Consider the following 637-nt stretch of genomic DNA (forward strand, 5'->3'; position numbering starts at 1 on the left):
GGCTGCTGATCCACCTCGGCGTCGCCGTGGGCGCTCTGCTGCCGGCGGCCCTGGCCGCGGCGTGCGCCCTGGCCGGACTGGCGGTCGGCGCGTCGCTGGCCGGCGTCGTGGCGGAACGGCGGGGGAGCGCCTCGTGCTGCTGACCGCCGCGCTGGTGCACGTGCCCGTACTCCTGGTGCTGCTCTCGGCCGTGGACCGGCTGGCGGCCGCCCACGCCGCCGTCGGCACGGACCTCGCCGAGCAGCCGGTGGGTCGGCTGCTGCTCGTCGGGGCGCTGGCGCTGCTGGCGGGGGCGAGCTGCCCGGCCGTTCCCACGCTGGCCCGTCTGCGACGCCGGCGCGCGAGCGCCGACGGCGCCGGGTCCTCATCGCGCGCGGACGCGGCGGCACACCTGGAGTCGGGGCTGCGCCGCGAGGCGCGCCGGGACGAGGGGGCGCTGATCCTGGCTCCGGTGCTGCTCGGCGTGCTGGCGCCGATGCTCGGCTCATCGGCCGGGCCGCTGGCCGGAGTGCTGGCCGCCGCCCTGGTGGTGCCGCTGCAGGCGATGGATCCGCGGGCCGTGACGCCGTCGCGCGACGCAGAAGCCGTCGACGCCGTCGAGGCGCGCGATGACCGGCTCCAGGAGATGGTCGACGCG

General features: G+C 78.8%; 1 protein-coding gene. It reads left to right on the forward strand.

All coding sequences use genetic code 11. From position 1 onward, the window contains the following. Positions 1-133: 133 nt before the first annotated feature. Positions 134-637, forward strand: a 504-nt coding sequence (locus GU5_RS16400; protein WP_010525330.1) for a hypothetical protein, incomplete at its 3' end; no start/stop codon positions are given.

The sequence above is a fragment of the Nesterenkonia sp. F genome (assembly GCF_000220985.1).
Lineage (GTDB): Bacteria > Actinomycetota > Actinomycetes > Actinomycetales > Micrococcaceae > Nesterenkonia.